The organism is Cryobacterium glaciale (genome assembly GCF_004402535.1).
Taxonomy (GTDB): Bacteria; Actinomycetota; Actinomycetes; order Actinomycetales; family Microbacteriaceae; genus Cryobacterium; species Cryobacterium glaciale.
This window is the reverse complement of the sequence record NZ_SOEY01000030.1, coordinates 180,877-203,490: the sequence shown is the minus strand read 5'-3', so window position 1 is coordinate 203,490 and position 22,614 is coordinate 180,877. Positions and strand designations below refer to the sequence as shown.

19 protein-coding genes are annotated in these 22,614 nt (G+C 66.9%); 1 reads left to right on the top strand and 18 read right to left on the bottom strand.

The genetic code is table 11. The features are described from left to right. Position 1: 1 nt before the first annotated feature. Positions 2-1,315 carry a histidinol dehydrogenase gene (gene hisD, locus E3O06_RS15405; protein WP_134504252.1) on the bottom strand — a complete coding sequence of 438 codons (1,314 nt, stop codon included), beginning with the start codon at positions 1,313-1,315 and terminating at the stop codon, positions 2-4. Positions 1,316-1,396: 81 nt separating this feature from the next. Here hisD and E3O06_RS15400 point away from each other — a divergent pair, with 81 nt between their 5' ends. After that, entirely contained in the window at positions 1,397-1,963 is a 567-nt protein-coding gene (locus E3O06_RS15400) for a flavin reductase family protein (protein WP_134504251.1), read from the top strand. Here E3O06_RS15400 and E3O06_RS15395 read toward each other — a convergent pair. The 17 genes from E3O06_RS15395 to E3O06_RS15315 form a co-directional block, all read right to left on the bottom strand. Then, positions 1,960-2,760, bottom strand: a complete 801-nt coding sequence (locus tag E3O06_RS15395; protein ID WP_134504250.1) for a lysophospholipid acyltransferase family protein — start codon at positions 2,758-2,760, stop codon at positions 1,960-1,962. The two genes, E3O06_RS15400 and E3O06_RS15395, sit on opposite strands and share 4 nt — an antisense overlap. A gap of 53 nt (positions 2,761-2,813) precedes the next feature. Next, positions 2,814-6,281 (bottom strand): DNA polymerase III subunit alpha, encoded by a 3,468-nt coding sequence (gene dnaE / locus E3O06_RS15390; protein ID WP_134504340.1) that lies wholly within the window; start codon positions 6,279-6,281, stop codon positions 2,814-2,816. A gap of 108 nt (positions 6,282-6,389) precedes the next feature. Then, on the bottom strand, positions 6,390-7,340 hold the full coding sequence (locus E3O06_RS15385; RefSeq protein WP_241980261.1) for an RluA family pseudouridine synthase: 951 nt from the start codon (positions 7,338-7,340) through the stop codon (positions 6,390-6,392). Beyond that, positions 7,337-8,035, bottom strand: a complete 699-nt coding sequence (lspA, locus tag E3O06_RS15380) for a signal peptidase II (RefSeq protein ID WP_134504249.1) — start codon at positions 8,033-8,035, stop codon at positions 7,337-7,339. Before lspA ends, E3O06_RS15385 begins: the two co-directional genes overlap by 4 nt. Then, on the bottom strand, positions 8,025-8,639 hold the full coding sequence (locus E3O06_RS15375; RefSeq protein ID WP_134504248.1) for a DivIVA domain-containing protein: 615 nt from the start codon (positions 8,637-8,639) through the stop codon (positions 8,025-8,027). The genes lspA and E3O06_RS15375 overlap by 11 nt, the downstream gene beginning before the upstream one ends. Before the next feature lie 157 nt (positions 8,640-8,796). Then, positions 8,797-9,090 carry a YggT family protein gene (locus E3O06_RS15370; RefSeq protein WP_241980259.1) on the bottom strand — a complete coding sequence of 98 codons (294 nt, stop codon included), beginning with the start codon at positions 9,088-9,090 and terminating at the stop codon, positions 8,797-8,799. An 8-nt stretch (positions 9,091-9,098) separates the two neighbouring features. Continuing rightward, positions 9,099-9,653, bottom strand: coding sequence for a cell division protein SepF (locus E3O06_RS15365; RefSeq protein WP_134504247.1), 555 nt, complete (start codon positions 9,651-9,653; stop codon positions 9,099-9,101). A gap of 32 nt (positions 9,654-9,685) precedes the next feature. Then, on the bottom strand, positions 9,686-10,399 hold the full coding sequence (locus E3O06_RS15360) for a YggS family pyridoxal phosphate-dependent enzyme (protein WP_134504246.1): 714 nt from the start codon (positions 10,397-10,399) through the stop codon (positions 9,686-9,688). An 80-nt stretch (positions 10,400-10,479) separates the two neighbouring features. After that, on the bottom strand, positions 10,480-11,685 hold the full coding sequence (gene ftsZ / locus E3O06_RS15355) for a cell division protein FtsZ (protein WP_134504245.1): 1,206 nt from the start codon (positions 11,683-11,685) through the stop codon (positions 10,480-10,482). Positions 11,686-11,940: 255 nt separating this feature from the next. Continuing rightward, on the bottom strand, positions 11,941-13,065 hold the full coding sequence (locus tag E3O06_RS15350; protein ID WP_134504244.1) for a cell division protein FtsQ/DivIB: 1,125 nt from the start codon (positions 13,063-13,065) through the stop codon (positions 11,941-11,943). Positions 13,066-13,072: 7 nt separating this feature from the next. Beyond that, positions 13,073-14,482, bottom strand: coding sequence for a UDP-N-acetylmuramate--L-alanine ligase (murC, locus tag E3O06_RS15345; protein WP_134504243.1), 1,410 nt, complete (start codon positions 14,480-14,482; stop codon positions 13,073-13,075). Positions 14,483-14,566: 84 nt separating this feature from the next. Further along, positions 14,567-15,661, bottom strand: a complete 1,095-nt coding sequence (locus E3O06_RS15340) for a UDP-N-acetylglucosamine--N-acetylmuramyl-(pentapeptide) pyrophosphoryl-undecaprenol N-acetylglucosamine transferase (protein WP_134504242.1) — start codon at positions 15,659-15,661, stop codon at positions 14,567-14,569. Beyond that, complete coding sequence (ftsW, locus tag E3O06_RS15335; RefSeq protein ID WP_134504241.1) at positions 15,658-17,067, bottom strand: putative lipid II flippase FtsW; 1,410 nt, start codon at positions 17,065-17,067, stop codon at positions 15,658-15,660. The genes E3O06_RS15340 and ftsW overlap by 4 nt, the downstream gene beginning before the upstream one ends. Positions 17,068-17,072: 5 nt before the next feature. Further along, positions 17,073-18,584 carry a UDP-N-acetylmuramoyl-L-alanine--D-glutamate ligase gene (gene murD / locus E3O06_RS15330; protein ID WP_134504240.1) on the bottom strand — a complete coding sequence of 504 codons (1,512 nt, stop codon included), beginning with the start codon at positions 18,582-18,584 and terminating at the stop codon, positions 17,073-17,075. Next, positions 18,569-19,660 carry a phospho-N-acetylmuramoyl-pentapeptide-transferase gene (gene mraY / locus E3O06_RS15325; protein ID WP_134504239.1) on the bottom strand — a complete coding sequence of 364 codons (1,092 nt, stop codon included), beginning with the start codon at positions 19,658-19,660 and terminating at the stop codon, positions 18,569-18,571. Before mraY ends, murD begins: the two co-directional genes overlap by 16 nt. Beyond that, positions 19,657-21,066 (bottom strand): UDP-N-acetylmuramoyl-tripeptide--D-alanyl-D-alanine ligase, encoded by a 1,410-nt coding sequence (locus E3O06_RS15320; RefSeq protein WP_134504238.1) that lies wholly within the window; start codon positions 21,064-21,066, stop codon positions 19,657-19,659. The genes mraY and E3O06_RS15320 overlap by 4 nt, the downstream gene beginning before the upstream one ends. Then, positions 21,067-22,611, bottom strand: a complete 1,545-nt coding sequence (locus E3O06_RS15315) for a Mur ligase family protein (RefSeq protein ID WP_134504237.1) — start codon at positions 22,609-22,611, stop codon at positions 21,067-21,069. It lies immediately after the preceding gene. Between the last annotated feature and the right edge of the window lie 3 nt (positions 22,612-22,614).

Here is a 22,614-nt window from a genome sequence, read left to right as displayed (position 1 = left end):
CCTAGCGGTCGGCCGTGAACCGGGCCGTGACGGCGTCGCCGTGCGCCGGCAAGGCCTCGGCGTTGGAGAGGGCCGCGATGTGATCGGCGACTCCCTGCAGCGCCTCGCGGCTGTAGCTCACGACCTGCTGCGGCCGGAGGAAGGTATAGGCGCCGAGGCCGGAGGAGAACCGGGCCTGTCCCCCGGTGGGCAGCACGTGGTTCGATCCGGCGACGTAGTCGCCGAGGCTCACCGGCGAATAGGGGCCGAGGAAGATCGCCCCGGCGTTCTCGATCGTTTCGAGCACCGCGTCGGGATCGCTCGTCTGAATCTCGAGGTGCTCCGGCCCGAAGGCATTGCTGAACGCGGCCGCGACCTGCAGGTTGTCGACGAGCACGATCGCCGACTGGCGGCCGCGAAGCGCCGCAGTCACCCGTTCGCTGTGGGTAGTGGATTCCGCCAGCGCGATGAGCCGCGCCGCGACGGCTTCGGCGAGTTCGGGCGAATCGGTCACCAGCACAGCCGCGGCGAGTTCGTCGTGCTCGGCCTGGCTGACCAGGTCGGCGGCGACGAGCAGCGGATCGGCGGCGGCATCCGCTATCACGAGGATGTCGGTGGGGCCGGCCTCTGAATCGATGCCGGCCTGCCCGCGGATGAGTCGTTTGGCGGCGGCGACGTAGACGTTGCCGGGGCCGGTGACGATCTGCACCGGCTCAAGGCCGATGTCTTCGACACCGTAGGCGAGGGCGCCGATGGCTCCGGCACCGCCCATCGCGTAGATCTCATCGACTCCGAGCAGGCCGGCGACGGCGAGGATGGTGGGGTGCACGCGGCCGTCGAAGTGGCTCTGCGGCGGCGAGGCCAGGGCGATCGACCTCACGCCGGAGACCTGCGCCGGCACGACGTTCATGACGACGCTCGAGGGGTAGACGGCCTTGCCGCCGGGAACGTAAAGGCCGACCCGGTTCACCGGCTGCCAGCGCTGAGTGACGGTGGCCCCTGCTTCGATCGTGGTCGTCGTGTGCGGCGGCACCTGCGCGGCACTGGCCAGGCGCACCCGGCGGATGGTCTCGGTGATGGCCGTGCGCACGGCCGGGTCGAGACCGGCGACCGCGTCGATGATGTGGCTCGCGGGCACCCGCACCTGGCCGGGGCGCACCCGGTCGAGGCGTTCGGCCTGGTCGAGCAGAGCCGCCCCGCCGCGCTCGCGCACGTCGGCGATCAGCTCGGCCGCGATATCGGCGGCGACGGCGACGCTGGTCAGGGCGCGCGGAACGGAAGCCAGAAGCGCGGCCGGTGTCGGCTCACTCCCGCGAAGGTCAATAGTCTGGATCATCGTGACCCAGCCTATCCGTGAACCTGCAGAACAAGCCGCTGGCGGGAATAGGCTGGCTCTGAAACAGATTGTTGGTTGAGTATGCAAAGCAACGTTGAACCCCCAGTATCTACTCGGCCCGCGACTCTACCCGCTGCACCGCCGCTCGCCGCCGACCCCCATGCCCCCGACGACCTGGCCGCGTTCAAGCACGCGTTCCGCCGCCATGCCGCCGGGGTCGCCGCAATCACGACCCTCGCACCCGACGGCACCCCGGTCGGCTTCACGGCCACGTCCCTCGCGTCGCTGTCCGCTGTGCCGCCCCTCGCCACGTTCAACATGGCCCGATCGGCGAGCTCGTGGGCGGCGATCGCCGTCGCCGACCGCGTGGTCATCCACATGCTCGGCGCTCACAATCGTGTGGTCGCCGAGAAACTCGCCGGCCCACATGCGGACCGCTTCGTCGGCGAGCACTGGCAGCCCGGACCCTACGGACTCCCAGTGCTGGCCGACGTGACGAGCTGGATGGTTGCCCGCATCGTCGAACGGGTTTCGGTGCACAACAACGCTGTCGTGGTCGTGCAGATCGAGGGCGGCGGCATGGGCACCGACGATGAGGCCCTGCTCTACCACGAGCGCACCTATCGGGTGCCGGGCGCCACCGTCTAGGACCGGGTCTTTCCCTTCGCGCCAGCCAGCTTCGCGGCAGCCTTGCGCCGGCGACGCTCGGCCTCGACCACCGCGGCCTGCTCGGGTGTCGGTGCGGTCCCGCCGAGGTGCGCGGGCTGCCACCAGTGGCCGGTACCCGGTACCGGGTACTCCGCCTGCACCGCGTCGACGAGGTGCTGCAGGGTGTCGTGCAGCCGCAGCGTGGCGGCCGCGACGTTGCTGCCTGCCGGGCCGGCGGCATCCGCTCTGACGAGCTCGCCAAAACGGATGCTGACCGGCACGCCGAGCCGCTCCCGCAGGGTGGACCGGTGGTTCTTGGTCATCAGCCGATGTCCGCCCCACACGGCGACCGGGATGATCGGCACGTTCGCGGCCTGCGCCATGCGCACCGCACCGGTCTTGAGTTCGCGCACGGTGAACGAGGCGTTGACTCCGCCCTCGGGGAACACGCCGAGCAGCTCACCGGTGCGCAGGGCCACCACGGCTTGGGCGTACGCTTCACCGCCACTCTCCATGTCGACCGAGATGTGTTTCATGCCGCGCAGCAGGGGGCCCACCAGCGGCTGGTCGAAGGCACCCTTCTTGGCCATGAAGCGGATGTGCCGCCGATTGTGCCGCCAGGTGACCCACTCGACCAGGGCGAAGTCGAGGTAGCCGAAGTGGGTGATGGCGAGCACGGCGCCGCCGGTGGCCGGCAGCTGTTCGAGGCCGGTGGCGGACGGGCGCACCCGCAGCAGGCTGAACAGGGCGCGCCCGGCGCCGATAGCGGCCCGGTAGATCGGCTCTCGCTTGTGCATGGTGCCAGCCTAGGCGGGCATCCTGTCAGTAATCTGCGGCCACGGCCGAAGAATCAGGTGAGGCAGTTCGGGCCGAGAATGCTCTTGAGCTCGCCGAACAGGTCGGCGCTCACCTTGACCCGGTGCGGCAGCTCGAACACCCGCGCCACATCTCCCTTGACCAGCTTGAGCCGCACCTCGGCCTCGCCGGCGTGGCGCTTGAGGATCTCGCCGAGCGCGCTCACGGTGTCGGTCGTCGCGCGGGACTCCCCGACCGTGATCGAGACCATGCTCTGGTCTGAACCCTGGCCGAGCTCGGGCTGGAACACGCTGAACGCGTGCAGGTTCATTCCGTCGTCGCGCAGGCTCACCCGGCCGCGCACGACCACGACCGAGTCGCTGATCAGCTCCGGTGCGAACTCGAGATAGGCCTTGCCCATGAACATCGCGGTAATTTCACCGCCGAAGTCTTCGACCTGGATCATGCCGTACTGGTTGCCCGACTTCTTGGCGATCCGGTGCTGCACGCTCGTGATCAGGCCGGCCACGGTGACCGTGTCGCCGTCCTCGGTCGACTCCGACGCGATCAGGTCGGCGATCGTGGTGCTGGCATGCTTCGCGAGCGGAATTTCCAACCCGGCGAGCGGATGGTCGGACACGTACAGCCCGAGCATGTCGCGTTCGTAGGCGAGTTTTTCTTTTTTGCTCCATTCGGGGCGGTCTGGCACCTGCTCGGTGTCCTGCGGTTCGTCGAACAGGCTGTCGAAGTCGAACCCGATATTGCCGTTGCTTTCCTCGCGTTTGATTTTGACGGCAGACTCGACGGCCGATTCGTGAATCTCGACCATGCCGCGCCGGGTCGCGCCGAGCGAGTCGAACGCCCCGGCCTTGACGAGCGATTCGATGGTGCGCTTGTTGGCGACCGGCAGCGGCACCTTGCGCAGAAAGTCGTGGAACGACTCGAAGCGGCCCTTCTCCTCACGCGCGCCGCGAATGGCCTCGACCACGTTGAAACCGACGTTGCGCACGGCTCCCAGACCAAAGCGGATGTCGGTGCCCACCGCCGCGAAGAATCCGATCGACTCGTTCACGTCGGGCGCCAGCACCTGGATACCCATGCGGCGGCACTCGTTGAGGTACAGCGCGAGCTTGTCGCGGGAGTCGCCGACGCTCGTGAGCAAGGCCGCCATGTACTCGGCCGGGTAGACGGCCTTGAGATAGGCAGTCCAGTATGAGAGCACACCGTAGGCAGCCGAGTGAGCCTTGTTGAAGGCGTAGTCGGAGAACGGAAGCAGGATGTTCCAGACCGTGGTGACGGCATCCATCGAGTACCCGCGGTCCTGCATGCCCTTCGAGAAGCCCTCGAACTGCTTGTCAAGCTCGGATTTCTTCTTCTTGCCCATGGCGCGGCGCAGCAGGTCGGCCTCACCGAGCGTGAAGCCGGCGAGCACCTGCGCGATCGACATGACCTGCTCCTGGTAGACGATCAGGCCGTAGGTGGTGCCGATGACATCCTGGAGGGGCTCTTCGAGCTCCTTGTGGATCGGGATGATCTCCTGCACACCGGTTTTACGCAGCGCATAGTTGGTGTGCGAGTTGGCGCCCATGGGCCCAGGGCGGTACAGGGCGATGACGGCCGAGATGTCTTCGAAGTTGTCAGGCTTCATGAGCCGCAGCAGGGCGCGCATCGGGCCCCCGTCAAGCTGGAACACGCCGAGCGTGTCGCCGCGGGCGAGCAGTTCGTAGGCGGCCGGGTCTTCGAGACCGAGGTCTTCGAGCACGGGCCGGTGACCACGGTTTACAGCGATGTTGTCGAGGGTGTCGTCGATGATGGTGAGGTTGCGCAGCCCCAAAAAGTCCATCTTGATCAGTCCGAGGGCTTCGGAAGCCGGGTAGTCGAATTGCGTGACGACCTGGCCATCCGCTTCACGCTTCATGATCGGGATGATGTCGATCAGGGGGTCACTCGACATGATCACGCCGGCCGCGTGCACGCCCCACTGGCGTTTCAGGTTTTCCAGGCCGAGGGCGGTGTCGAAGACGGTGCGGGCTTCGGGGTCACTCTCGATGACGGCGCGGAAGTCGGCCGCCTCACGGTAGCGCGGGTGGTCCTTGTCGAACATGCCGGTGAGGGGCACGTCCTTGCCCATGATGGCCGGCGGCATGGCCTTGGTGAGCTTATCGCCCATGCCGAAGGGAAAGCCGAGCACGCGCGAGGCGTCCTTCAGGGCCTGCTTGGCCTTGATCGTGCCGTAGGTGACGATCTGGGCGACGCGTTCCTCACCGTATTTCTCGGTGACGTACTTGATCACCTCACCGCGCCGACGCTCGTCGAAGTCGACGTCGAAGTCGGGCATGGAGACGCGGTCGGGGTTGAGGAACCGTTCGAAGATGAGGCCGTGCACGAGCGGGTCGAGGTCGGTGATGCCCATCGCGTAGGCGACCATCGAGCCGGCACCCGAACCACGGCCGGGGCCGACGCGGATGCCCTGCTGCTTGGACCACATGATGAAGTCGGCGACGACGAGGAAGTAGCCGGGGAACCCCATCTGCACGATGATGCCGATTTCGTAGTCGGCGCGCTTGCGCACATCCGCCGGGATGCCCTTCGGGTAGCGTTTGGCCAGCCCGATCTCGTTCTCCTTGATGAACCAGCTCTCCTCGTTCTCGCCCTCCGGGCAGGGAAACCGGGGCATGTAGTTGGCTTTGGTGTTGAATTCCACCTCGCAGCGCTCGGCGATGAGCAGCGTGTTGTCGCAGGATTCGGGGTGGTCTCGAAACAGGTGCCGCATCTGCGCCGCGGTCTTGAGGTAGAACTCGTTGGAATCGAACTTGAACCGGTTCGGGTCGTCGAGGGTCGACGCCGACTGCACGCACAGCAGCGCGGCGTGGGCGGTGGCGTCGTGGGCGTGGGTGTAGTGCAGGTCGTTGCTGGCCAGCAGCGGCAGGTCGAGTTCCTTGGCGAGCTTGAGCAGGTCGGTCATGGTGCGGCGTTCGATGTCGATGCCGTGGTCCATGATCTCGCAGAAGAAATTCTCCTTGCCAAAGATGTCCTGAAAATCGCCGGCAGCCTTCTTCGCCTCGTCGTACTGGCCGAGGCGCAGGCGGGTCTGCACTTCGCCACCGACGCAGCCGGTGGTTCCGATCAGGCCTTTCGAGTACTGGCTGAGCAGTTCGCGGTCCATCCGCGGCTTGAAGTAGTAGCCCTCGAGGCTCGCCTTCGACGACAGCCGGAACAGGTTGTGCATGCCAGCGGTGTTCTCGGAGAGCAGCGTCATGTGGGTGTACGAGCCGGCGCCGCCGACGTCGTCGCGGTTCTGCCCGCTCGTGCCCCAGCGCACCCGGGTTTTGTCGCGGCGATCGGTGCCGGGGGTGATGTACGCCTCTGTGCCGATGATCGGCTTGATGCCGGCGTCGGTCGCGCTCTTCCAGAAGTCGAACGCACCGAACACGTTGCCGTGGTCGGTGATCGCAACCGCCGGCATCCCCTGCTCGACCGCGGCTTTGATCAGGGGTTTCACCCGGGCGGCGCCGTCGAGCATGGAATATTCGCTGTGCACGTGCAGGTGCACGAAATTGTCGGTGGCAGTTACCGGGTTACTCACAATGACTCCGACGAGTTGATGAAACGGTTAGGGGCGAGTCCCGGGTCAGTCTCCGCGCAGCACCGCGAGGGCGTGGTTGAGGTCGGCCGGGTAGTCAGCGTTGTAGGTGACCCATTCGTGGCTGTCCGGGTGGGTGAAGGCGAGCTGCTTGGCGTGCAGCCACTGGCGCTTCAGCCCGAGCCGGGCGGTGATCGACGGGTCGGCGCCGTACATGGCGTCGCCGACGCACGGATGCCGCTGCGCGGTCATGTGCACCCGGATCTGGTGGGTACGCCCGGTTTCCAGGTGTACCTCGAGCAGCGAGGCCGAGGGGAAGGCTTCGAGCGTCTCGTAGTGGGTGATCGAGTGCTTGCCGTCGGCCATGACCGCGAATTTCCAGTCCGACCGCGGATGGCGACCGATCGGGGCGTCGATGGTGCCGGTGAGCGGGTCGGGGTGACCCTGCACGACGGTGTGGTAGATCTTCTCCACCTCGCGGTCGTGGAACGCCTTCTTGAGCGCGACGTAGGCGCCTTCCGATTTGGCGACGACCATGAGCCCGCTCGTGCCCACGTCGAGCCGGTGCACGATGCCGGCACGTTCGGCTGCGCCCGAGGTGGCGATGCGGTAGCCGGCGGCCGCGAGGGCGCCGGGAACGGTCGGTCCGGTCCAGCCGACGCTTGGGTGGGCGGCGACTCCGGCCGGTTTGTTGATGACGACGATGCTCTCGTCGTCGTGCACGACCGTGAGGTCGGGGACGGCGATGGGGATGATGCGCACCGGCTGCTTGGGCTGCCAGGTCACTTCGATCCAGCTGCCGGCCCGCAGGCGATCGGACTTGCTGACGACGGTGCCGTCGAGTACGACGCCGCCGGCCTCGGAGACCTCGGCGGCGAAGCTGCGAGAGAAGCCGAACAGTTTGGCCAGACCGGCGTCAACCCGCACGCCTTCCAGGCCGTCCGGGAGCGGCAGCGATCGCCGTTCCGGTGGGCTGCTCAGGTCAAGGGGACCGGTCACGGCAGGGCCTCGGCTCCTGGAGTCGGTCGGTCGCGGCGCAGGGGGTCGCTGGCGGTGGTATCGGGGGTCACAGCATCCGTTTGGTTATGAGCAGTTTCGAGGGGCGCGGCAGTTCCGACAGGCACGGCAGTTTCGACAGGTACGGCAGTTTCGACAGATACCGGGGCGGTCTTGCTGACGACCAGGACCTTGTTGCCATCGAGGCCGATGCCGCGGATGGTCAGGATCATGAAGATGACCATGCTGGTGACGATGGCCATGTCGGCGACGTTGTAGATCGCCGGCAGTAGCCAGGGGGTCGAGATGAAGTCGACCACGTGCCCGACGCCGAAGCCCGGTTCGCGCAGTAGCCGATCGGTCAGGTTGCCGAGCACACCGCCGAGCAGCAGGCCAAAGACCAGACCCCAGGCCAGCGAGCGGATGCGCCGGGCGAACCAAATGATGAACACCACGACGGCGGCGGCGATGATCGAGAAGATCCAGGTGGATCCGCTCGCGAGCGAGAATGCCGCGCCCGGGTTCCGAACGAAATGCAGTTGCAGCACATCGTTCAGAACCCGAATCACGGAACCCTCGGTCATCGAGGCGACGACGAGGTACTTGCTGTATTGATCGAGCGCGTAAATGCCCAGCGCGACGAGGGCTAGAACGATAAGCGCTCGCGAACGCTTCTTCGTTCGGGCCCTAGGCTCCAAAGCCCTGGAAGCTGGGCTTCGGCGCAGTGTTATCAGTCGTGGAGCCGACCGAGCTCGCGTCGAGGTCGTGCAGCTGACCCTCGATGTAGCTCTTAAGCTTCAGGCGGTACTCGCGCTCGAACGTGCGCAGCTCGTCGATCTTGCCTTCGAGGGTGGAGCGCTCCTGGTCGAGTTTCTGCAGCTGGATGCGCTGCTGGGTCTCGGCTTCGGCGATGACGCGTGCCGCAGTGGCGTGGCCTTCGGCGATCAGTGCGTCGCGCTTCTCGGCGCCTTCCTTGACGTGCTCTTCGTGCAGGCGGCGAGCCAGTTGCAGCAGGTTGGTCGTGCCGGCCGTCTCGTCGATCGGCGTGGCGGCGACCGGAGCGGCGGCGACGGGTTCGACGACGACCGGCTCGGCAACCACTGCGGCAACCGGGGCGGACTCGGCTGCGGGGGCAGCGTCCCCGCCGACCTGGCCGCGCAGTTCCTCGTTCTCCTTGGTCAGGCGACGCAATTCGACGACGACCTCGTCGAGAAAGTCATCGACCTCGTCCTGGTCGTATCCCTCACGGAACTTGGTCGACTGGAACCTTTTGTTGACTACATCTTCCGGAGTTAGCGCCATGGCTTTTCACCCTCAAAACTTGAATTTACGTGAACATTTGACTGACTTGAGCCGATGAGTGACTCAAGGATTGAAATTGACTACGGGCTGCCGACGAGCGAGTGCGGGCTCAGGGCCAACCAGTCATCCGACAAGGATACATGCCCCGGTCGGACGATTACAGTAAGCCCGACAAGGACATGCCCACGATGGCGCACAGCATCGTCAGCGTGAAGCCGAAGTCCAGCGCGATGGGCCCGATGCGAAGCGGCGGGACCAGGCGACGGAAGAAACGTACGGGTGGATCGGTCAGGGTGTAGACGAGTTCAACGGCAACGAGCAGGAAGCCCTGCGGACGCCAGGCCCGGTTGACTCCGCGTACGAGGTCGATGATGAATCGGCCCCAGAGTACGAGGAAGTACATGAAGAACAGGAAATAGAGAAGATTCCCCAGGATCGGTATACCAGTCACACTTAAGTCTAGCCTTGCGCGAAGAAGGAGCTGTCCTCAGCGCCCTCTTCGGTGGTGCTGTCGCCGGAGACGACGACGTGGGACGGCGAGAGCAGGAAGACCTTGGCGGTCACGCGCTCGATCTTGCCGTACAGGCCCTGCGACAGGCCGCTCGCGAAGTCGATGAGGCGGCGAGCATCGCCGTCGCTCATCTGCGACAGGTTGATGATGACCGGGATGCCGTCGCGGAACGATTCGGCGATGACCTGGGCGTCTTTGTAGGCGCGCGGGTGAACCGTGAGGATTTCATTCATTTCGGACGCAGCCACATCTTGGGGGGTCGAAGTCTTGCGCAGGGGGGTCACCGGCGCTCGCCCAGCGTGGCTCTGGGCCGCGCTGAAGTGGGCATTGTCGTGGCCGCGTGCCGGAACGGCACTGACGTGATTAGCGGCACCGCTGTTGCTGGAAGAACCGTTACTGGAAGCGCCGCTGTTGGAAGCACTGGTACCGGCGGGTGCCTGGTACTCCAGCTCTTCGTCTGCCAGACCCAGGTAGACCATGGTTTTCTTGAGCGGGTTGGACATGTCGACCTCCGTGTTGGTTTGCTACTTCGAGATTAACCGAGCACCGGGCGATTGCCGGTGATTGCGGTGCCAATTCTTAGGTGTGTCGCCCCTTCGAGCACGGCCGCCGCGTAGTCCTGGCTCATGCCCATAGACAGTGCGGTGGCGGCCGGGGCCTGCAGACGAATCTGCGCGCTGAGCTCGCGCACCCGGGCGAAGGCCCGCCGCGGCTCTTCCGGCCCTTCGCTAACGCTGATCGGAGCCACGGCCATGAGGCCGAGCAGGCGCAGCCCGGGAGTGGCCAGTACCTTGTCGACGAGAGCCGGCAGGTCCAGCGGACCCACACCGCCGCGCGCCGCATCATCGGTGAGATTGACCTGGATGAAACAGTCAATGTTCGATTCGTCCGAGCCCAGCGCGGTGACGAGCGATGCACGATCAACCGAGTGGATGACGTCGGCATAGGCCCGCACTTGGCGGGCCTTCTTGCCCTGCACCTGTCCGACGAAATGCCAGACCAGGTCGAGATCGACCAGCTCGGCAGCCTTGGCCTGCGCTTCCTGGTGCCGGTTCTCCCCCACGTTGCGAACGCCGAGGGCGTAGAGCTCTTCAATCAGAGCGAGGGGGTGAAATTTGGTGACCACGATGGTGGTGATGTCGGCCGGGTCACGACCGGCCGCACGTGCGGCGTCGCTGATGCCGGCGCGCACGCTGCCCAGCCGGGTGGCCAGATCGGCCGGTGCCGCTTCGGGAAATACCGTGCTCATGCTGCTCTGTTCGTTCCGTGTCGTGCGATTGACGCAAGGGGTCCGGGGCCGAATAGATCGGCCCCGGAATTTAGAGTGACTTACTTGAGGAAGTCGGGGATGTCCAGGTCGTCGGCCTCTTCTTCAAAGGCCGGGTCGGCCACGGTGACGCCGTTGGCGGAGTCCGTGCCGCCCCAGACGGAGGCCGCGAGCTCGCCATCGCTGTAGCTGCCCGAGTCGGTCGCCGGGGTTCCGGTCGCGCTGCCGGCGGATGCTCCGGCCACGGCCGTTCCGGCACCGGCCGCGATTCCCGCCGCGACGAGGTCGGCACGTCGCACCTCGACCGCTTTGGCACCGGGCTCGCCGCCGTCGAAGCCGGCGGCGATGACGGTGACCCGCACCTCGTCACCGAGGGTGTCGTCGATGACGGCACCGAAGATGATGTTGGCTTCGGGGTGGACGGCTTCCTGCACGAGGCGGGCCGCATCGTTGATCTCGAAGATGCCGAGGTTGGATCCGCCCTGGATCGACAGGAGCACGCCGTGGGCGCCGTCAATGGAGGCTTCGAGCAGCGGCGAAGCCACGGCGAGTTCGGCGGCCTTGATCGCGCGGTCGGCGCCACGTGCGGAGCCGATACCCATGAGGGCCGATCCGGCACCCTGCATGACCGACTTGACATCGGCGAAGTCGAGGTTGATCAGGCCGGGGGTGGTGATCAGGTCGGTGATGCCCTGCACACCGGCGAGGAGAACCTGGTCGGCGGTCGCGAAGGCTTCGAGCATGCTGATGCCGCGGTCGCTGATTTCCAGCAGGCGGTCGTTGGGCACGACGATGAGGGTGTCAACCTCGTTCTTGAGCGAGGCAACACCGGTCTCGGCCTGCGCCTGGCGACGCTTGCCCTCGAAGCCGAACGGCTTGGTGACAACACCGATGGTGAGGGCGCCGATCGACTTGGCGATGCGGGCGACGACGGGGGCGCCACCGGTTCCGGTACCGCCACCCTCTCCGGCGGTGACGAAAACCATGTCAGCCCCGGCCAGGGCCTCCTCGATCTCCTCGGCGTGATCCTCGGCGGCGCGGCGACCCACCTCGGGGTCAGCGCCGGCACCGAGGCCGCGGGTGAGGTCGCGACCGACGTCGAGCTTGACGTCGGCGTCGCTCATGAGCAGGGCCTGGGCATCCGTATTGATGGCGATGAACTCGACACCGCGGAGGCCCAGTTCGATCATGCGGTTGACGGCGTTGACGCCACCACCGCCGATGCCGACTACCTTGATGACGGCTAGATAATTTTGATTGTTTGACACGTCCGGCCTCCGGGTGGAACCCTAAACCTCTAGTCGAAGTTTAAAGTTATGCTGAGTATGCAATTCCTGATTACGAAAGTATGCGGGCGCGGCGCGTGGCTGGGGAGGCGCGCCCGCGTGTCGCGAAGAACTCACCGAATCGGGTGCCGCGAGCGCCTCCCGCGCCCTCACGCATTCGCCCTGCCCGCGACCGCGCCCGAAACGGGTGGCCGCTCCGCCAGCTACCGTAGCGGCTACCGACAGCGTGTGGCACGACTAGCGCAGTACGGCGCTGTCCGGTGATGAGACGTCGTACTCGTTGACGGTGCCCGCCGGGTGCCCCACGAGCAGGGCGGCGAGCACGACGGCCTTGTACTCGGATTTCTCCGGGCTGCCCCAGACCACCCGTTCGCCGCCGAGCAGGCTCAGGGTGACGTCGTCGGTGGTGACGGCGGTCACCGTGTCCAATTGAGCGCGGATGCCGTCCGGCAGCACGGCGAGCACCGCGGCAGCGGCTTTGAACCCCGCGCTGTCGATGCCGTCCGGCGCGTCGATCAATGGGTAGCCCACGGTGCGTTCCGGCGTTGTTTCTATGACAACACCGGCGGCATCGACCAGGTCGAATCCGGTCGGGCCGGCCAGCACCCCCACGGGGACCCGCTCGATGATGCGCACCACGAGCGTGCCGGGCGGGCGACTTTCGGTGACATAGCTCTGGATGAGCGTGAACTGCGACAGTGCACCCTTGACCACGTCGGCATCGACGAGCGGCAGGGGGGTTCCGAGCTGATCGGCGAGTGCCGCCGAGACATCCGTGGCCGGAATGCGGCTGGTACCGACGACCTCGATCGTGCGCAGGGCCATCAGGGGCGAGTAGGCCGCGCCGATGATGAACCCGAAGGCGAGCACGATCGAGCTGAGGCCGAGGATCCACGCGGTGCGCCGCCGCCGGGCGCGCCCGGTGAACCGCCGTACCTCGGCCCGTTCAAAACGCTTGCGGGCACGCTGAGCCGCTCGCAGCACCGACCGGGCCGCTCGTGCTCCCGCCGTGCCGCCGGACGGCTCATCGGGCTTGTCCGGCCGGGCTCGAGCAGCAGCTGACGTGGGAACCATTGTGATCGGCGAAGCGGATGCGCCTCCCCCGGCGAGCACGATCGGTTCCGTAGTCGTGTCCGAAGGATCGAAGGCTTTCGGCGTGCGTGCACGGTCGGCCGTACCGCGGCGCCGGCCCGTGGGCTTCGACGGTGCCGGAGTCGTCTTCTTCGGCGGCCGGACCGGCGCTGCTGCGTCAGACGCGGCGGTCGTCGGCTTGGCGCGCGGCGCTTTCGCCGCGGGTTTCGGGGTCGGCGCCGGCTCGGGTGTCGGCCGCGCGGGGCGGTCGAAGCCGGCCGGCCGCCTCACCGCCGCCTCATCCGCGTACCTTTTCGAGCGAGGCGAGAAGCTGGGGCACGATGCGATTCACGTCGCCGCAACCGAGGGTCACGACGAAGTCCCCGTCGCGGGCGATGCTGGCGAGGTAGTCGGCGGCATCCTGCCAGTCGGGCACGTAGGCAACGTGCGACGGATCGCGGAACCGCTCCGAGACGAGGGCGCCGGTCACGCCGGGCTCGGGGTCTTCGCGGGCGCCGTAGACACCGAGCACAATGGTCTGGTCGGCGAAGGCCTCGAGGGTCTCCGCGAATTCCTGGGCGAACAGACGGGTGCGGCTGTACAGGTGCGGCTGGTGTACCGCGATGATGCGGCCCTCACCCACGACGGTGCGGGCCGCCGCGAGGGCTGCGGCGACCTCGGTCGGGTGGTGGGCATAGTCGTCGTAGACGCTGACGCCGCCGACAGTGCCGTGCAGCTCGAACCGGCGCTGGGTGCCGCCGAAACCGGCGATGGCGTCGAGGCTGGCTGCGGGGTCGAAGCCGAGCCCGACCAGCACGGCGAAGGCGCCGGCCGCGTTGATGGCGTTGTGTTTGCCGGGGATGCGCAGGGTGGTGCTGTAATCCTGGCCCTGCCAGGCGACGCTGAAGCTCACCGGCCCGGTCGTGGTGATGGAGTGCACGCGCACGGTGGAATCCGGGTGCTCACCAAACGTGATCACGCGGGCTGCGGCATCCGCTGTCGCAATTGTTGCGGTGACCCGTACCGCGCCGACGTCGTCGGAGGAGATGACGACGAGTTCACTCGCCTTGCTGCTGAATTCGACGAAGGCGGCCTCAAAAGCTTCGAGCGAGCCGTAGTGGTCGAGGTGGTCGGGGTCGACGTTCGTGACCAGCGCAACCGCCGTGCGGTAGAGCAGAAAGGAGCCGTCGGATTCGTCGGCTTCGACCACGAACAGATCGTCGGCGCCGCTCGCGGAGCTGACCCCGAGCGATTCGATCACACCGCCGTTGACGAAGCTCGGGTCCTGGCCGAGGCCGAGCAGCCCCGTGACGATCATGCCGGTCGAGGTGGTCTTTCCGTGCGCGCCGGCTACCGCAACGAGGCGCTGGTCGCGAATGAGCCAGGCGAGGGCCTGCGCGCGGTGCAGCACCGGCAGTCCGCGCTCATTGGCGAGAACGTACTCGGGGTTGTCCTGCCAGAGGGCGCCGGTGACGACGAGCGTGTCGGCCGAACCGACGTTTGCCGCGTCGTGCCCGATGAACACGGTCGCGCCGAGCTCACGCAGCGCCGTGACGTTGGGTGATTCCTTTGCGTCGGAGCCGGTAACGGTGTAGCCGCGGTTCAGGAACAGGCGAGCGATGCCGCTCATGCCGGATCCACCGATGCCCACGAAGTGCACCACCCCGAGCTGGTCGGGAATGGTCAGGGTGAGGTCTGGTTTAATCACGGTGGTGCGCTCTTCTCGGTTGCAGCTGATGGTTGTGCCGCTAGTAGCTATGCAGCTAATGAAACAATTCGTACGGGCACTACGTTACGCGTGCGGCCGCTCGCGCGGCGACGCGAGCGCACCGTGGATCAGGTCGAGCATGCGGGCCGTCCCGTCGCGTGCTCCAACGGATGCCGCCCCCTGCCCCATCGCCGCCAGCTGCGCCCGGTCACCCAACAGGGTCACCAGCTCACCCTGAACCCAGGCCGGGACGAAGTCCTTGTCGTCGATCAGCACGCCCCCTCCGGCCGCCAGCACCGGCGAGGCGTTGAAGCGTTGTTCGCCGTTGCCGACCGGGTAGGGCACGTACACGGCCGGAATGCCGAGGGCGCACAGTTCGCTCACCGTCGCCGCTCCCGCCCGGGTCACGGCGAAATCGGCCGCGGCCAGGGCGAGGTCCATCCGGTCGCAGTAGGCGACCAGGTGGTAGTCGGGCAGGCCGGGGTCGACGACCTCAGCCTTGAGCCCGGTGATGTGCAGCACCTGCCAGCCCGCAGCGACGAGAGCGGGCGCCGCGTCGACCATCGTGGAGTTCAGCCGGCGGGCTCCGAGCGACCCGCCGGTCACGAGCAGCACGGGGCGGTCCGGCGCCAGAGTGAAAAATCCCAGCGCTTCGACGCGCCTGGCCGACCGGTCGAGTTCTTCGATTTCGGGCCGCAGCGGCATGCCGACGAACCGGGCGTGCCGAATCGGCGTGCCGTCGAACGCGACGCCGACGTGCCGGGTCAGGCGGGCGCCGAGTTTGTTGGCCAGCCCCGGCCTGGCATTGGCCTCGTGGATGACGATCGGCACCCCGGCCCGCCGGGCGGCGAGGTAGGCCGGAGTCGAGACGTAGCCCCCGAAGCCCACGACCACGTCGACCTGGCGCGTGCGGAGAACGTCGGCGACCGCACTCACCGCAGCGGTGAAGCGCGGCAGGAAGCGCAGGGCGGCCCGGTTCGGTCGGCGCGGAAACGGAACCCGGGGTACGACGATGAGCTCGTAGCCGCGGGTCGGCACTAGGCGCGCTTCGAGGCCCTCGGCCGTCCCGAGAACCAGCACCGTCGCATCCGCTTCGGTGGCGCGGATGCGGTCGGCGACAGCGAGCAGGGGGTTGACGTGGCCGGCTGTTCCGCCGCCCGCCAGAAGGTACGTGGTCATGCCCGGTCTGCCTCACTGAGTTCGGTATCGTGAAAATCGCTCTTCGGGTCGCTTGAGCGATCGCCGCGCGCGAAGGAAAGCACAATACCGATCGCGACGAGGGTGGTGAGCAGGGCGGTGCCACCGGCCGAGATGAGCGGCAACGGAACGCCCAGCACAGGGAACACTCCGAGCACGACGCCGATGTTGACGAAGGCCTGGCCGATGATCCAGACCATGACGGCGGCGGTTGAGACCTTCGCCTGCACGGTCGTGGCCGTTCTCATGATGCGAAGAAAAGCGAAGGCCAGCAGGATGAACATGCCGAGCACCACGATGCAGCCGATCAGGCCGAGCTCTTCGCCGATAATGGCGAAGATGTAGTCGTTGTCGGCGGCTGGCAGCCAGGACCATTTGGCCTTGGAGTTGCCAAGGCCAACGCCGAGCACTCCCCCGTTGGCCAGCGCCCAGGTGCCGTGCAGCGGCTGCCAGCAGCTCGAGGAGATCTCGCCGCTCAACTCGGTGCACCCCTCGTTGATGAAGCTCATGATGCGGGTCAGCCGGTTGGGGCTCACGATGGCCAGAACGACGGCGGCGCCCACGCCGACCAGCAGCGGCACGGCGAGAAGACGCAGCTTGACGCCGACGAAGAACAGCGCGCCGAACAGGATGCTGGCCATGATCATGGCGGTTCCGAGGTCCCCTCCGATCATGACCAGCAGCACCGCGCCGCCGCCGACTCCGAAGACCGGAATGAACACGTGCTTCCAGTCATCGAGTTGGTGCTGCTTCTGCGACAAGATCATGCCGAGCCAGATGATCAGGGCTACCTTGATGCCCTCGGACGGCTGAAACTGGATACCAGCGATGTTCAGCCAGTTGGTGTTACCGCCGGTACCGCGGCCGAGCCCGGTTCCCACGACCAGAAACTGCAGAAAACAGGTGACCAGCATCGACGGCCAGGCTACGCGCCGCCAGAACGCGAGCGGCAGCCGGCTGACGACGAGCATGAGCGGGATGCCGATCAGGGCGAACATTCCCTGCCTCAGCAGGCCGCCGAAGAAGCCCATGTCGGCCAGAAACGAATCGACCGACGACGAGGACAGCACCATGACGAGGCCGAAAATGACCAGGAACAGGGTGGTGCCGAGCAGTAGGAAGTAGTTGCCGCCCTCCGCCTTGAAAACCCGGCCGAGGTTGATTCGAACGGATGGTCCGCCCGGCTCTTCCGTCACCGCCGCTTGCTCGGACGCCCGCGACGGGCGTGCGGCCTGGCGCCCGCCCGGCGTCTGGCGCGCCCCGGAGGTCTGGCGCGCCCCGGGGGTGGGGCGCGAGGCGCGAGGCGACGTGCTCTCCGGGTTGTGTGCGGCCGGCCTGGTGCGCGAGGCGGGGTTGCGGGAAGCGGGGTTGCGCGGCACCTGTACCATCCGCGTCACCTGCCTAGAAGATCGTGTACTGCCTGATTGAAAAGCCGGCCGCGTTCCGCGTAACTCTCGAACTGGTCCATCGAAGCGGCCGCCGGTGCGAGCAGCACGGTGTCGCCGGCCCGAGCGAGTTCGGCGGCGAGCCGCACCGCCCGGGTCATCACCTGTTCAGTGTCGTCCGGGTCGATCTCGAACACGGTCAGGTCGGGGGCGTGTCGCGCGAATGCCTCACGCAATACCAGACGATCGACACCGATGATGATCGCGCCGCGCAGGCGTCCGACGTGCTTGTGCACGAGCTGGTCGATGTCGACGCCCTTGAGCAGCCCGCCGACCAGCCAGACCACGGACTCGTAGGCGGCCAGGGACGCGTCGGCGGCGTGCGGGTTGGTGGCCTTGGAATCGTCGACCCATTCCACGCCGTCACCGACGGCGACGGTTTCGATGCGGTGCGCGTCGAGGTGGAAGGTTTCCAGCGCCGTGTGGATGGTCGCCGGCAACACGCCGTAGGACCGGGCGAGGGCGCTCGCGGCCAGCACGTCCAGGATCACGTGCGGGGCGCCGAGCCCGGCGGCGACGAGGTGAGGCACCGTGGTCAGTTCGAGGGCGCGTTCGAACCGGTCCTCGAGAAAGGCCCGGTCGCAGACGATGCCGTCGACGATGCCCAGCTCGCTCGGTCCGGGCACGCCGAGGCCGAAACCGATCGCGCGGGCTCCATCCTGCACGTCGGCCTCCTGCACCATCGCGAGGGTCGCGGCATCCGCTGTGTTGTAGACGCAGACGACCGCGGTGTTCAGGTAAACCTTGGCTTTGGCGGCGCGATAGGCGGCAGCGGAACCGTGCCAGTCGAGGTGGTCGTCGGCGACGTTGAGGCAGAGGCTGGCCCACGGTGCCAGGGCGCCGGGCCCACTGTGCGGCAGGTGGTGCAGTTGGTAGCTCGAGAGTTCGACGACGAGCACATCCCAGCCCTGCGGGTCACGAATGGCGTCGAGCACGGGCACGCCGATGTTGCCGCAGGGGGCGACGCGACTGCCGTGCGCGGCGAGCATGGTGGCGGTGAGCTGCACGGTGGTGGTCTTGCCGTTGGTGCCGGTCACCAGCATCCACTCGGCCGGAGCGCCGACCTTGTCCCGCAACCGCCAGGCCAGTTCGATGTCGCCCCAGACCGGCACGTTGTGTTCGTTCGCCCAGGCAAGCAGCGGATGGTCGGGGTGGAAGCCGGGCGAGACGATGATCAGTTCCGGATGCTGCGCCGCGAGCTCCGCAGGTACCTCGCGCAGGTCAGCCTGCACGAACGGCACCCCAAGCACCCCGAGCAGGTCGAATCGTTCGTCGGGACCGGGCGACGCCAGCACGAGCACGTCCGCGCCGAGTTCGGCGAGGGTGTCGGCGGCGGCGAAGCCGGTCACGCCGAGGCCGAGGACGGCCACGCGCAGGCCGCTCCAATCCGCATGCCAGCTGGTTAGGTGATCCAAGCGGTCGTTTGTACCAGAATCAATACTCACTAGCGTGACAGCCATTCAAGGTAGAACGAGCCGACGCCGGCGGCCACGAGCAGGCCGCCGATGATCCAGAACCGCACGACGACGGTGACTTCGGCCCAGCCCTTGAGCTCGAAGTGGTGGTGAATGGGGCTCATCAGGAAGATGCGTTTACCGTGGGTGATTTTGAAGTACGCGCGCTGTACGATCACCGATCCGGCTTCCATCACGAACAGGCCGCCGATGAGCACGAGGAGCAGTTCGGTGCGGCTGAGGATGGCCAGGGCGGCCAGCGCCCCGCCAAGGGCGAGCGAGCCGGTGTCGCCGAGAAAGATCTTCGCCGGTGAGGTGTTCCACCAGAGGAACCCGATCAGGCCGCCGACGATGGTCGCGGCGACGATTGCGAGGTCGAAGGAGTCGGGGCCGAGGTAGCACTTGTACTGGTCGGCGGCATCCGCTCCCCCGAAGCAGCTCTGGTTGGATTGCCAGAAGCCGATCACGACGAAGGAACCGATGGCGAAAATGGATGCCCCGGTGGCGAGGCCGTCGAGACCGTCGGCGACGTTGACGCCGTTCGACGTCGCGGCGACGATCAGGCAGATCCAGAGCAGGAAGACGGCGATACCGATGAAGGTGCCGAGTTTCATAAAATCGAGCGGCAGGTCCCGAATGAACGAGATGCTGGTCGAGGCGGGAGTCTGGCCGTTGCGGTCGACGAATTGCAGCGACAGGATACCGAAGGCGCCGGCGACGATGACCTGTCCGAGCACCTTGGACCAGCCGCCGAGGCCGAGGCTGCGCTGGTTGCGGGTCTTGAGAAAGTCGTCGAGAAATCCGACCAGGCCGAGGCCGACCATCATGAACAGCACGAGAAGCGGCGACGGCGTGAACGGTCGTTGTTCAATCAGCATGGCGGTGAAATAGCTGATCAGAACGCCGAGGATGATGATGATTCCGCCCATGGTGGCGGTGCCGCGCTTGGCGTGGTGGCTCTTGGGGCCGTCGTCGCGAATGAACTGGCCCCAGCCGAACTTCTTGAACAGTCGAATGAACAGCGGCGTCAGGAACAGGGTGAACGCGAGGGAGAACGCGCCGGACAGCAGAAGGACTCTCACGAGAACAAGTCTCCCAGTCGATCGCCGAGGAATCGCAGGCCCGCGGAGTTGGATGATTTCACGAGCACCGTATCCCCCGGATGCACGCTGCTGCGCACCAGTTCGAAGGCTTCGTCCGGCGTGTCGACATAGGCCGATTCACCGTCCCACGATCCCTCGTTGATGGTGCTGATGTGCATGCGGCGAGCCTTCTGGCCCACGACGATCATCTGGGAGATGTTCAGGCGCACGGCGAGCAGCCCGATGCGATCGTGCTCCTCACCGGCCAGTTCCCCGAGTTCGGCCATCTCGCCGAGTACCGCGATGGTGCGCCGCCCTGGGGTGCCGATCTGAGCGAGTGTCTTGAGCGCGGCGCTCATCGAGTCGGGGCTCGCGTTGTAGGCGTCGTTGATGACGGTGACATCGTCTTTGCCACCGAGCACCTCCATGCGCCAGCGTTCGGCCCGGGTGGTCGCTTCGAGCGCCGCGACGATGTCCGTCAGGGACACCCCGAGCACCTCGGCGGCGGCGGCGGCGGCCAGCGCGTTCATGACGTGGTGCTCGCCGAGCACGGGGAACACGACCGGGGCGCTCTGCCCGTTCGCGAGGTGCAGGGTGAAGGTCGTGCCGGTGCGACCGGAGTGCAGGTCGCTCGCGCGCACGTCGACCTGGCCATACTCGCCGAACCGCACGATGCGGGCGGGGGTGAGCGCTGCCATCTGCGCGACGCGTGGATCGTCTGCGTTGAGTACCGCGACATCCGTTTCGAGCAGGTCGGTGACCATCTCGGATTTGGCCCGCACGGTGGCGTCGAGGTCGCCGAACTCGCCGGCGTGGGCGAGACCGATGGTGAGCACAATGCCGACGTCGGGGCGAGCCAGGCGCACGAGGTGCGCGATGGCGCCCTCGCTGCTGGCGCCCATCTCGATCACGAGGAACCGGGTGTCGTCAGTCACCTCGAGCATCGTCATCGGCGCGCCGACCTGGTTGTTGAACGAGCCGCGCGGGGCGACGGTGGGACCGACCCGTTCGAGCATGCTGCGCAGCAGGTTCTTGGTCGTGGTCTTGCCGTTGGACCCGGTGACGGCCACGATTTTGAGCGCCCCGGCGGCACGAACCCGCGCGACGACCGCGGCGGCCAGGCCGCCGAGGGCTGCGACCGCGTCGGTGACGACGATCTGGGTCACCGGCAGGTCGAGCAGTCGTTCCACGATGAGCAGCGCGGCACCACGTTCGGCGGCAACGGGCGCGAACAGGTGCCCGTCGGTGAGTTCTCCGGGCTTGGCGACGAAGATGGAGCCGGGTTCGATCAGCCGGGAGTCGGTCTGCACCGAACCGTCGACGAGGTCGGTGACCGCAGCGCCGTCGGTGAGGTGCAGCGCACCGTCGACGGCCTGGCTGACCTCGGCCAGGGAGAGGGCGATCATTTACAGCCACCCCGCGTCGCGCAGTGCCTGGCGGGAGTCATCCCTGGCCGAATACGGCAATTTCACGCCTTGTACCTCGTGGTAGTCCTCGTGGCCTGGGCCGGCGTACAGAATGGTGTCTCCTTCGTGTGCGAGTGACAACGCCGTGCGGAATGCCGCACGCGGGTTGGCCACCTCGTAAAACTCGCCGTCTGGCACGGCGGCGCGCGCTGCTTCGAGCAGTACGGCACGGATGCTCGCGGCATCTTCAAATCGTGGGTGAAAGTCGGTCACGACCACGATATCGCTGCCTTGGGCGGCGATCCGGCCCATATCGGCGCGTTTCGTGGTGTCGCGGTCGCCGTCGGCGCCGAACAGCATGATCAGCTTGCCCGGCGTGAATTTGCGCAGGGCCGCGAGCGTGTTGAGAAAGGCGTCCGGGCTGTGGCCGTAGTCGATGTAGACGAGCGGGCCCCGATCGCCGGAAATGCGCTCGGCGCGCCCGGGGATGAAAGCGACAATGCCGCCGTCCCGGCCGAGCGTGTGTGCGATCGCGTCGAGGTCGAATCCGCTTTCGACGAGCATGACGATGGCCAGGGCGGCATTGGCGGCCATGTACCAGCCCAGCAACGGCACCCGGGTGTGCAGGCGGCGACCGTCGGGTCCGTCGAGCACGAAGTCGGTGTGGCTGGCGGATTCGCCGACCACAGTCATCCGCCAGTCCGCCTCTACGTCGGCCCGGTTGGTGATGGTCGTCACCGGGATGCGGCATTCGTCGGCGAGGCGTCGGCCCCAGTCGGTGTCGACGGTGACGACGCCGCGGTGCGACCGGTCTGGCTGGAACAGCTCGAGCTTGGCGTGGAAATAGTCGTCCATTGCCGCGTAGTCGTCGAGGTGATCGTGGCTGAGGTTGGTGAACGCGGCGACGTCGAAGACGAGCCCGTCGACCCGGTACCGGCTGAGCGCCTGCGCCGAAACCTCGATGCCGACGGCGCGCACCTCGGCCTCGTTCATGCGGGCCAGCAGGGCGTGCAGTTCGCTGGCCTCCGGCGTGGTCAGCGCACTCGTGACAGCGAGGTCGCCAATGCGGCGTTCGGCGGTGGAGGTCAGCCCGGAGACGACGCCGAGCTGGTTCAGGATGCCGAAGAGCAGGTAGACGACGCTGGTCTTGCCGTTCGTGCCGGTGACGGCGAACAGGGTCGCCGGATTGTCCGCGGTGCGGTAGATCCAGGCGGCGACAGCGCCGAGCGCGGCGCGGGCATCCGGTGTCACGAGCACCGGCAGACCGCTGGCTGCGGCGAGTAGCGCGCCGGCCTCGTCGGTCAGGATGGCGACGGCTCCCGCCTCGGCGGCCGCTGCAGCGAAGGTCGCGCCGTGCAGGTGCTGGCCGGGAACGCCGACGTAGAGGTCGCCGGGCTGCACCGTGCGCGAGCTCAGGCTCACACCGGTGACTTCGAGACCGTCGATGTCTCCACGTAGTTCTAGATCAAATTCGGCAACCAATCCCGACAACGACCGCGGAACGGGGTGCTCGGGACGGAGAGCCGACGGCGCCAATTCAGACACGCA

What these genes read in the sequence shown, in the direction of transcription:
- hisD (WP_134504252.1), bottom strand. Translation starts at nt 1,315, where the DNA reads ATGATCCAGACTATTGACCTTCGCGGGAGTGAGCCGACACCGGCCGCG.
- E3O06_RS15400 (WP_134504251.1), top strand. Translation starts at nt 1,397, where the DNA reads ATGCAAAGCAACGTTGAACCCCCAGTATCTACTCGGCCCGCGACTCTA.
- E3O06_RS15395 (WP_134504250.1), bottom strand. Translation starts at nt 2,760, where the DNA reads ATGCACAAGCGAGAGCCGATCTACCGGGCCGCTATCGGCGCCGGGCGC.
- dnaE (WP_134504340.1), bottom strand. Translation starts at nt 6,281, where the DNA reads ATGCTCGACGGCGCCGCCCGGGTGAAACCCCTGATCAAAGCCGCGGTC.
- E3O06_RS15375 (WP_134504248.1), bottom strand. Translation starts at nt 8,639, where the DNA reads ATGGCGCTAACTCCGGAAGATGTAGTCAACAAAAGGTTCCAGTCGACC.
- E3O06_RS15365 (WP_134504247.1), bottom strand. Translation starts at nt 9,653, where the DNA reads ATGTCCAACCCGCTCAAGAAAACCATGGTCTACCTGGGTCTGGCAGAC.
- E3O06_RS15360 (WP_134504246.1), bottom strand. Translation starts at nt 10,399, where the DNA reads ATGAGCACGGTATTTCCCGAAGCGGCACCGGCCGATCTGGCCACCCGG.
- E3O06_RS15340 (WP_134504242.1), bottom strand. Translation starts at nt 15,661, where the DNA reads ATGACCACGTACCTTCTGGCGGGCGGCGGAACAGCCGGCCACGTCAAC.
- ftsW (WP_134504241.1), bottom strand. Translation starts at nt 17,067, where the DNA reads ATGGTACAGGTGCCGCGCAACCCCGCTTCCCGCAACCCCGCCTCGCGC.
- murD (WP_134504240.1), bottom strand. Translation starts at nt 18,584, where the DNA reads ATGGCTGTCACGCTAGTGAGTATTGATTCTGGTACAAACGACCGCTTG.
- E3O06_RS15320 (WP_134504238.1), bottom strand. Translation starts at nt 21,066, where the DNA reads ATGATCGCCCTCTCCCTGGCCGAGGTCAGCCAGGCCGTCGACGGTGCG.